Genomic DNA, 9,738 nt, shown 5'->3' with positions numbered 1-9,738 from the left:
TGCCATGGTCGCGCGCGGACACGGTGACGCCTCCTGACAATACGCTGTCAGGAGGCCTGTGCGATGATAGGATGAAGAGTTCCGCATGCTCGGCGCAGCCCAGCGCCGGCGCGAAGGCCTTCCGGACTAGCTTTTTGACTTTGCGCATTGTCACCGACGCCAAGCGCCCCCACTTGGCTAAGAACAGCGCGAGACTTTGAGGGGTTTTCGATGAGACGCGCCGATAGGCTGTTCCAGATCGTACAGCATCTCCGTGGTGGCCGCCTGGTCACCGCGCACAAGCTGGGCGCGTGGCTCGAGGTTTCCGAGCGCACGATCTATCGCGACATCGCCGACCTGCAATCGACGGGCGTGCCGATCGATGGCGAGGCTGGCGTGGGCTATATGATGAGGGAGGGTTTCGACCTTCCGCCGCTGATGTTCACACGAGATGAAATCGTAGCTTTGGTTGCCGGCGCTCGCATGGTCCGCGCCTTTGGCGGTGCCGCAATGGCGCGTGCCGCCGACGAGGCGCTGGTCAAGATCGGCGCGGTATTGCCCGACTCCGAAAAGGATCGCATCGCCCGTACCGAAATCCACGCGCCGATGTGGGTGGTCTCCGATGCCGACCGCGAAGCGATCGACCTGATCGAGCGCGCCGTCGAAAAGCGCCAGGTGCTCAAGCTCGATTACAGCGACGAAGCCGGCAGCGGCTCGGCGCGTGAGGTGCGCCCGCTCGGCCTGTGGTTCTGGGGCAAGGTCTGKACGCTGATCGCCTGGTGCGAGATGCGCAACGATTTCCGCGCCTTCCGCATTGACCGCATTTCTTCGGTCGCCTTGGCCAGCCGCACCTTCAAGCCCGAACGCGGCAAGCTGCTCGTCGACTATTACCGCAGCGTCGAACGCAGCGAATCCTTCGGCACACCGGATCGAAATTCCCGCGGCTGACGCATCCTCCCATCGTCAGTCCCGCTGAGCTGGCCCGGCCCAAAGCCGGGCCTTTTTTCTGTTGACCCTATCATCAAACGAAACAAGGCCTTGAAATTGAATGACTTCGCGGTCAGTGAGCAGAACACATGACCAGAGGGGTATCGTGCATGGATATGGACATCAGTGAGATTAATGGCGCTTGCCACTGCGGGACCGTCCGCCTGCGCGTCCGATTGAGTGACGGCCTCCGAACGGCCCGCCGCTGCACCTGTTCCTACTGCCGCATGAAAGGCGCTGTCGCCCTCTCTGCCGATCTTGGCGGCGTCGATGTCGTCCAGGGCGCAGATGCACTGACCATCTACCAGTTCAACACAATGGCGGCGAAGCATTACTTCTGCTCGAAATGCGGCATCTACACCCATCACCAGCGGCGGTCGAACCAGAACCAATACGGCGTCAACGCGGCCTGCCTCGAGGGCATCAGCCCGTTCGACTTCACTGAGATCCCCGTCATGGACGGCATCAACCACCCGTCCGATCAGAAGGGCGGCGCTACCGGATCAGGAATCGCCGGCATCTTGAAGTTTATTGCTGCTGGCTAACTCCAGTGCTGCCGACGGCGCGGCGATCGACCTGATCGAGCACGCTGTCGAAAGTGCCAGGTGCTCAATCTCGACTACGGCGACGAAGCCGGCCGCGGTTCGGCGCGTCCGCTCGCTTTTGCGAATGAACGCTCACTCTTGAAAGAGATCAGAATGGGAGCCGGTCCGAACCAGATGCAACTCATCGCCGACGATCCGATAAATCAGGAGCCAGTCCGGTTCGATATGAGCATCGCGATAGCCTTTCCAATCACCCTTCAAAGGATGGTCTTTGTAGCGGTCGGGTAGCTCGCTCGCGGCGATCAGCAACTTCAAAAGATCCCGCAGCTTCGCCGTGTCTTTTCCACGTTTTTCGGCTCGCTTCACATCTCGCCGAAACTGCGTAGAACTGACTGGCGTCAGCACTTAGATGCCAAGGTCCTCGAACAGCTCTTCAGCCGTCGAGAAGCGCTTGCCCTTGCCAGCTTCCAGCTCGACCATCGCCTTGCGTGTGGTAGCGTTCGGTACCTTCACAGGGAACGGAAATTCTTTGTCAGCAGCGACACGCGTCAACAGCAGACGGATGGCGTCGGATACTGAAAGGCCCATCGCCGCCAACGCTTCGGTGGCCTGTTCTTTGGTTGCCGCGTCGATTCGAGCGCGAACGACAGTATCGGTGCTCATCTGGGTCACTCCACGTAGCCACAATGTAGCTACACGTCGTTACAAAAGCAAGCAACCCGCTGCACCTACCGCGACCTATGCGCCTTGACCATCCAGGCCCTCGCGACAAGCTCCACCGGCCCGCTCGATCCCAGGCGCTCGGCAAGCCGCGCCTTAAGCCTTGCCCTGTCATTTTCGCTCAGGCTCATGCAGTAGCCGGGGGCCGGGCCAGCACCTAGCGTGAACGGCAGCCAGAACGCCTCGAAATCCTCGAACCGAGTTTCTATCTCGATCGGCGCGATGACAACGTCGCGCAATCCGGCTTGCTGGACGAGGCCCACCAAGCCGTGTCTGGTGCAAAACGGAAACCGCTTGCCCTCGCTGAGCATTTCCACGTTCGGGTCGATGTCCATGGCTGCCTTCCAGAACTGGTTGATGAAACCGATGCCGCCGCCGGGATAATCCCAGACATAAAACGACAGCAACCCGTCAGGCTTGAGCACCCTTTGCATCTCGGCCAGTGCTGCCGGCCTGTCGGGGATGAAGTTGAACACCAGCGCCGAGGCGACGACATCGATGCTGGCGGCGTCTGCCGGAAGCTTGAGCGCATCCGCTACCTCGAAACGCGCACGGTCGTCGTCGATCGCTTGGCGCGCATGAGCAACAAAGTCCGCCGACTGGTCGATCGACAGGATCGAGCGTGGCGTAGCCTCCGCCAATATGGCTGATGTCAGCGCACCTGTTCCGCAACCGATCTCGAGCCAATCGGCCGCTCGCGGCGGTGCCAGCCAGGCAACGAATTTCGCCGCCACCAGCCGGCTCCACCGGCCCATATAATGTTCGTAGTTCTTGCCGGCGCTCCAGGCGTCGAATGCAGCGGATCCGCTCATCACAGCCACCTCCGGGCATGAGATCGACCTTCTTGCACGCCTCGCGATCATGCGCCCGGATCAGCGTCCCGACAACCCGCATGGGCTTCGACGGTCGCAATGCTCTTGCAATCTGCAAGCGCCAAACACGCCTGCCTGCTCACAGATTCAACGCCGGCATGCCCGCGCCACCCAGAGACAGCACCGAAATGAAAAGACAAGCTTCCGCCCTCTCGGGCGCCATCGTAGCCGCCGCCTCGATAGCCACTGTCGCCGCCTTCGCTGGCGGCCTGCTCTATCTCGACCGCAAGATGGGACGGCCATTCATCGCGACAGCGCCATCCAACGCCTCAACCGCCCCATTTCCCGCCGATGCGGAGATCAGCCGTATCCTCGCCGACAGGATCGACGTCCAGAAGCAAAGCGTCGGCATTGTCGTTGGCACCATCGGGCCAAGCGGGCGCAGCATCATCGCCCATGGCAGCTTCGGCGGCGTCGATCCGCGCCCGGTCGATGGCGACACGGTTTACGAAATCGGCTCGGTCACCAAGGTCTTTACCGGCTTGTTGCTTGCTGAAATGGCACGGCGCAGCGAAGTTGCGCTCAACGACCCGGTCGCCAAATACCTGCCCATGAACGTCGCCATTCCCGAACGCGACGGCAAGGTGATCACGCTCGCCGATCTCGCCACGCACATGTCAGGCCTGCCACGCATGCCCGATAATTTCGAGCCGACCAACGAAACCAACCCCTATGCCGACTACACGACCGAACAGATGTATGCCTTCGTTTCGGCCTACACGCTGCCGCGCGACATCGGCTCCGAATATGAATACTCGAATCTCGGAGCCGGCCTGCTCGGCCAGGCGCTCACCCAGCGCGCCGGCAAAGGCTATGAGGCCCTGGTTCAGGAGCGCATAACTGGCCGGCTCGCCATGCACAGCACTGCGATCGAGCTTTCGCCGCGCCTGAGTGGGCGCATGGCGACCGGCCACAACGAGGTGCTGGAAATCGCGCCCAACTGGGACCTGCCGGCATTTGCCGGCGCGGGTGCCTTGCGCTCGACGGCGAGCGACCTGTTGACCTTCCTCGCCATGACGCTCAGCACGGACAAGACGCCACTGACGGCGGCCCTGGCAGATACGCTGGCGACGCGCCGGGCGATCGGCGAACAAGAGACCTCCGCGGCCCTTGGCTGGATCGTCACGAAAAGCAGCAATGGCGAGATCGCCTGGCACGATGGCGGCACCGGTGGCTACAGTGCCTTCATCGGCATCCACCCCGGCATGAAGACAGGCGTCGTTGTCCTGTCCAACGCCAACACTGGCGTCAGCGATATCGGACTGCATCTGCTCAATCCCGAGATCCCGCTGACCAAGCCCAAGCCGCGCCACACCGAGTCCACCGTCGATCCCAAGCTCTTCGACATCTACGTCGGTCGGTACCAGCTCGCGCCCGACGTAGTGCTCACTATCATCCGCGACGGAGAAAGCCTGTTTGGCCAGTTCACCGGCCAGCCCAGGCTACGGCTGTTTCCAGAAGGCGGGCATCGCTTCTTCACCAAGGAAGTCGACGCCGCCATCACCTTCACCGCCCCGGTAGCGGGCCAATCGCCCAGCCTCATCCTGCACCGGTTCGGCCGCGATATGCCAGCACCGCGCCTGTCGGACTGACCTGAATCCTCCACCACCAGCGAAACAAAAAAGGCCCCGCAATGCGGGGCCTTTTTGATGACGGTGAGCAAAAAGCTCAGAACTTGTCGTCTTCGTCTTCGTCTGGCGTCTTCGACCTGAGCGCGGTGAGCTTGGCGAACACCGCGTTGGCGTCGAGTTCCTTGTCCTCGTCCTTGGGTGCGGCCTGCTGCGGCGTCAGGCGCTCGGTCAGCGCTGCCGGCAACAGCGTATCGCCGGTCGGTGCCGGAGCTTCGCGGCCGCGCGAGGCGCGCTGCACTTCGATGTCGAGGTCGATCTGCGAGCACAGGCCGAGCGCCACCGGATCGAGCGGCGACAGCGTCGCCATGTTCCAGTGCTTGCGCTCGCGGATCTGCTCGATCGTCGCCTTGGTCGTGCCGACGAGACGCGAGATCTGCGCGTCCTTGAGCTCGGGATGGTTCTTGACCAGCCAGTAGATGGCGTTCGGGCGATCCTGGCGCTTGGACAGCGGCGTGTAGCGCGGGCCCTTGCGCTTGGTCTCGGGCACGCGAACCTTGGGCTCCGACAGCTTGAGGCGGTGGTTGGGGTCGCCCTCGCCCTTGGCGATCTCGGCGCGCGTCAGCTGGCCGGTCATGATCGGGTCCATGCCCTTGATGCCCTGGGCCGATTCGCCGTCGGCGATCGCCTTCACCTCGAGCGGGTGCAGCGAGCAGAACTGCGCGATCTGGTCGAACGACAGCCCGGTATTGTCGACCAGCCAGACAGCGGTCGCCTTGGGCATAAGCAGCGTATTGGCCATGCGATATATCCTCTTCGCTCGCCCGCGTCCCTCACGCGGGCGGTGGATCAAGACCACCAGAAAATGGGAAATTCGGCCCGTATATAGACGTATTCGCCGGCCACCGCAACGATTTTGGAACTGCCCGCAAACAGGCCGTTTCGCCGGCAACGACACGCAAAAAAGCCCCGCTCCGGATCAAACCGGGAGCGGGGCTGGTCATTTCTGGCCGAGCTTATTTCAGCTGGTCGGCGACCTTTTCAAGTGCTGCAACAGCGCACGCCTCGTCGAAATTGCCGCCCGGTGCGCCACCGACGCCGACAGCGCCGATCACCGCATCGCCTGCCTTGATCGGCACGCCGCCGGCCAGCACCAGGAAGCCCTCGATGTTGACGAGTTCGGCAGCGGCCGGGTTCTTGGCGACGTTTTCGGCCATCTTCGAGGTCGGCGTGCGCGACGACGACGAGGTGAACGCCTTGGCGCGCGCGGCTTCGACGGTGTGGGTGCCGGCATTGTCGGCGCGGACGAGCGCGCGCAGCACGCCGGCGCGGTCGACCACGGCTGCCGTCACATTGTACTTGTCGGCAGCACATGCGGCGACCGCGTTCTGGGCGATCTCGACGGCGAGGCTTGCCGGGATGTTCTTTTCGGTCAGCAACTCGGCCTTTGCGGCGGTGCTGACGGCAACGAGGGCGGAAGCGGCGAGGAGGATGCTCTTGATCATGGTTCCTGTCCTTTGTTCGGACGAAGCGTTTCGCTTGTCCGAGGCAAGAACTAGCCAAACCATCCGCCCGGCAGAATCCGCGATGCCACCACCTGCCCTAGGTAGGGCTACCTAGCCGCACCCGTCAGGGCATGATCCCGAAAAGTGGAAGCCGGTTTTCGGATAAGATCATGCCCCACTAAGAAGCGTCAGCCGCACGAACTCGGCCACCGAGCTGGTGCCGAGCTTCTCCGCGATCTTCGCCCGGTGCGCGTCGATGGTGCGCACCGACACGTCGAGCGCTTGCGCCACCTCCTTGCTCGCCCAGCCGCGTGCCACCATGTCCAGCACCTCGCGCTCGCGCTCCGTGAGCCTGGCCAAAAGCGCCCGTGCCTCGCGCTTTTCGAGCCTTTCGTCGAGGCTCAAAAAACCCTGCTGCAGCGCTTCGACCAGCACCTCGCCATCGACCGGCTTGGTCAGGAAATCCTGGATGCCGGCCTTGAAGGCGCGCCGGCAGGCGGCGACGTCGCCATGCCCAGTGATCATCACGGTCGGCCAGTCGATGCCGCGCTCACTGAGCTTCTGGTGCAGTTGCAGCCCTGAAACCAGCGGCATGCGCAGATCGACCACCAGGCACCCCGGCCTCGCCTCGTCGACATGCGCCAGAAACGTCTGCGGGTCGCCAAAGGTCTCGACATCGATGCCATAGGTGCCGAGCAGGAAGGCGATCGCCTCGCGCACCGCCTCGTCGTCGTCGATCAGATAGACCTGATACCGGCTCATGCCCCTACCCTCGGCAGCGTGATGACAAACCGCGCGCCGCCGCCGGCTGCGTTTTCCGCCTCGATCCGCCCGTCGACCCGCTCCACCAGCGTGGCGCACAGCGACAGCCCCAGCCCCATGCCGTCGGCCTTGGTGGTGAAGAACGGCACAAACAGCTTGGGCAGCACCTCGGCTGCTATCCCCGGCCCGTTGTCGCTGACTGATATCGTCGCCACCTTGCCCATTGCCTGCGTTTCGATGGTGATCCGCGCCGCAGCCGTGCCGGCCCCTTCCAGCGCGTCGGCGGCGTTGCGGATCAGATTGTGCAGCACCTGCTCCATCTCGATGGCGTCGACCACCGCGACCGGCGCCTCCGCCGCAAGCTCAAGCTCGAGCTTGATGCCGCGCCGTTCGAGATCGGCAGCCGTCAGCGCCACGATCTCGCTCACGATCCCGTTGAGTGCGCTTGGCTTTGGCTCCGGCGCCTTGTTGGAGGCATAGTCGCGCATGCGTTTCAGCATCTCGCCGGCGCGCTTGGCCTCGCGCACATTGACGTCGAGCGCCTGCGAAATCAGCCCGAGATCGGGTTTTTCGGCGCCCGCAAGCCTCAGTGCCGCCTGGCTGCGGCTCAGCACCGCCGTCAGCGGCTGCGTCAGCTCGTGCGCGATGCCGGACGCCAGCTCCCCCATGGCGTTGACGCGCGAGGCATGCGCCAGAAGCGTTTCCCGCTCCTGCAACAGCGCGCGCGCCTCCGCCTGCCTTGCCGCCTGCYGCGATTTTTGCGCCGCCGCCCGCTGCCGCAAGGCAAACATCAGCGCAAACGACGCCAACCCGGCAAGGGCTGCAAACCCCAGCAACGAACGCAGCGGCAAAAGCTCGTCGAGCGGCAAGGCCCGGTCGAGCGAAAGCAGGATCTGCTGCCCCTCGCCGTCGACAATTTTTTCGAAATGCGGCGGCGCAACGAAAGAAGCGCCCGCGCCGGAAGCCGCAGGCAGGTCGAGCAGTTCCTGCCCGTCGAGCACAAGCCTCAGATGCGCCCAATCAGGCCGCTCCTCCGGCTCCAGCAAAAGCCCGGCGTCGATGCCGAACACCAGCACCGCATCGGAAGGTGCCTGCGCGCGCTTGGCCAGAAGATACCGCCCATTCCCACTCGCATGCACTGATATCTTGCCGCGCAGCTGTTCGCCGATCGCCCCGCGCAGCGGCGCAAGGTCCTCGCCGCCGGGCACCTCGACCAGCGTCTTGACCCCGCCCGCGCCATCGAACGAAACCAGCGCGATCCAGGCGATGCGCGGATRAAACCTTGAAATGCTCTCCATCACCTGCCGCACGGCGCCCAAGGGCGCGTCGGCGCTGGTCAGCGCGATCAGGCTGGTCATATGCGCGTCATGCTGTGCCGCGCGCTGCGAAATCAGCCGGTGCAAAGTCCGCCCGGTCACCTCCAACTCACCCGCCAAACGCTGCCGCGACGCCTCCACCGAATAAAGCGCGAATGTCGCAAGTGCCGCGAGCCAGAGCGCGAGGCCGAAGAGCCAGGACTTGGAGAGGGATTTGGTCACGCAAGTTCAATCATGGGCGCCGAGGGTTCGACGCCAATGTAAGCGCATCGCAGTTGCCCGGAAAGTCAGGACATGCGGATTTCAGTAGCTCCGCCTCAGATGACTTCGAAATCAATTACATCAACGGCTGAAGAATAAATCCATCAAACGCAACAATATTTGCGCTTTCTCCTACCGCAGATTTAATCGCAGTAAGCGGCTCTGAGGTAGAGATTATTATCTGCCTACTTTGTACCTTCTGTCGAGCCCCGTCTTGCAAGAACGCATACAGGCTGTTCATATCCACTTCCTGCTGCCCTGGTTCGTCAAGAATAATCAATCCGGCATGGTTCGTACCGCCACCTAGTTGAAGTAGCGATAGATAATATGCCCACTTGAGTCTTACTGCGTCGCTGGCGGACACTTCGAAGGCAATTTCTCGTTCAATGACATTGCCATCCTCGTCTCGTGTCAACGCAAGTGGCCTTACGTTCTCTCTCGATAGTACGATCTCAGTTGGCTGAAATGACCTGAAGCCATATGCCTGAAGCCTTTTTTGTACCGAAGTTTCCAGTGCATTGATCTTGGCGGCGTCATCAGACGTCAGCTCGTCGACAGGCAATGCCTTCAATTCGTCCTGTAACCGTGCCCATTCTATGGCAATCGTTTGAAGTTCGTCGGTGGCAATCATCGATGCTTCTTCAAATGAGCCAACCCGATCGATAAACGATTGCAGGCGAACAATTTCTTCGATTACGACACGGGACGGCGCCGCGCTGGGCTGCACTATCGCCTGTTTCAAACTGCGAAGCTCCGCCTGCCGCTCTCGCAGTTCATCGGTCTTGGCTTTGTAGCGGGCTGCCCAATCCCGCACCCTCTCGTTTGTCGCGTCCAAGGCAACACGATAGAGGTCGATCTGAGATTTTACGAACGCAATGTTCTCGTCCAGCCCCATGCCGACAGCCTCAACCGCAGGCAATAGTTCGCTTGTGATGTCTTGATGACAGGTCGGACAGACATGTTCCCCGGCAGCGCGCCCTAGGTCCGAGCCCAAACGTCGCAATTTAAGGGCATCCTGGTTTCGCTTTAAATCTGCTCCCAGCGTTTCGAGCCGCAGGCGAATTGCTTGCTGCTCATGATGCTCGAGGCCAGCCTCGGCACGCACCGATTCAAGTTGAGCACTTAGCAAGTCTATATCTGAGCGAACGACTTCCAAACGCTTGAGCAGCTCAGGAACAGCGTCTTCGGTCTTTTCAATCGGCACCCCCTCCAATTCCGTGATG

11 protein-coding genes are annotated in these 9,738 nt (G+C 62.1%); 3 read left to right on the top strand and 8 right to left on the bottom strand.

The window, feature by feature from the left end; translation table 11 throughout:
* Positions 1–210 precede the first annotated feature (210 nt).
* Together AC1DWF_RS27340 and AC1DWF_RS27335 are read left to right on the top strand one after the other, a co-directional pair.
* Complete coding sequence (locus tag AC1DWF_RS27340) at positions 211–927, top strand: helix-turn-helix transcriptional regulator (RefSeq protein ID WP_476842277.1); 717 nt, start codon at positions 211–213, stop codon at positions 925–927.
* Between the two features lie 149 nt (positions 928–1,076).
* Positions 1,077–1,511, top strand: coding sequence for a GFA family protein (locus AC1DWF_RS27335; RefSeq protein ID WP_476783943.1), 435 nt, complete (start codon positions 1,077–1,079; stop codon positions 1,509–1,511).
* 132 nt (positions 1,512–1,643) lie between these two features.
* On the opposite strand, the gene AC1DWF_RS27330 is transcribed toward AC1DWF_RS27335, so the two are convergent.
* The 3 genes from AC1DWF_RS27330 to AC1DWF_RS27320 all read right to left on the bottom strand — a co-directional run bounded on the left by AC1DWF_RS27330 (position 1,644) and on the right by AC1DWF_RS27320 (position 3,043).
* A complete protein-coding gene (locus AC1DWF_RS27330) occupies positions 1,644–1,916 on the bottom strand; it encodes a type II toxin-antitoxin system YafQ family toxin (protein WP_476783944.1) in 273 nt (90 codons plus the stop codon).
* Positions 1,917–2,174 carry a type II toxin-antitoxin system RelB/DinJ family antitoxin gene (locus tag AC1DWF_RS27325; RefSeq protein WP_476783945.1) on the bottom strand — a complete coding sequence of 86 codons (258 nt, stop codon included), beginning with the start codon at positions 2,172–2,174 and terminating at the stop codon, positions 1,917–1,919.
* Positions 2,175–2,239: 65 nt separating this feature from the next.
* Positions 2,240–3,043 carry a class I SAM-dependent methyltransferase gene (locus AC1DWF_RS27320; RefSeq protein ID WP_476789369.1) on the bottom strand — a complete coding sequence of 268 codons (804 nt, stop codon included), beginning with the start codon at positions 3,041–3,043 and terminating at the stop codon, positions 2,240–2,242.
* 188 nt (positions 3,044–3,231) lie between these two features.
* Between AC1DWF_RS27320 and AC1DWF_RS27315 the strand changes: the two genes are divergently transcribed.
* On the top strand, positions 3,232–4,695 hold the full coding sequence (locus AC1DWF_RS27315) for a serine hydrolase (protein WP_476783947.1): 1,464 nt from the start codon (positions 3,232–3,234) through the stop codon (positions 4,693–4,695).
* A gap of 76 nt (positions 4,696–4,771) precedes the next feature.
* Here the strand turns inward: AC1DWF_RS27315 and AC1DWF_RS27310 are convergent, their stop codons facing one another.
* The 5 genes from AC1DWF_RS27310 to AC1DWF_RS27290 form a co-directional block, all read right to left on the bottom strand.
* Complete coding sequence (locus AC1DWF_RS27310; protein ID WP_476783948.1) at positions 4,772–5,473, bottom strand: DUF1013 domain-containing protein; 702 nt, start codon at positions 5,471–5,473, stop codon at positions 4,772–4,774.
* Between the two features lie 214 nt (positions 5,474–5,687).
* Positions 5,688–6,176, bottom strand: a complete 489-nt coding sequence (locus AC1DWF_RS27305; RefSeq protein WP_476783949.1) for a GlcG/HbpS family heme-binding protein — start codon at positions 6,174–6,176, stop codon at positions 5,688–5,690.
* 168 nt (positions 6,177–6,344) lie between these two features.
* Positions 6,345–6,938 carry a response regulator transcription factor gene (locus AC1DWF_RS27300; protein WP_476783950.1) on the bottom strand — a complete coding sequence of 198 codons (594 nt, stop codon included), beginning with the start codon at positions 6,936–6,938 and terminating at the stop codon, positions 6,345–6,347.
* A complete protein-coding gene (locus tag AC1DWF_RS27295; RefSeq protein WP_476842276.1) occupies positions 6,935–8,476 on the bottom strand; it encodes a sensor histidine kinase in 1,542 nt (513 codons plus the stop codon). The genes AC1DWF_RS27300 and AC1DWF_RS27295 overlap by 4 nt, the downstream gene beginning before the upstream one ends.
* Positions 8,477–8,591: 115 nt before the next feature.
* Positions 8,592–9,738 (bottom strand): hypothetical protein (locus AC1DWF_RS27290; RefSeq protein WP_476842275.1); only part of this gene is annotated, 1,147 nt, incomplete at its 5' end.

The sequence above is a fragment of the Aminobacter sp. P4_D5 genome, from assembly GCF_056401815.1.
The sequence above is the reverse complement of the archived record's forward strand: the minus strand, read 5'-3'. Positions and strand labels throughout refer to the sequence as shown.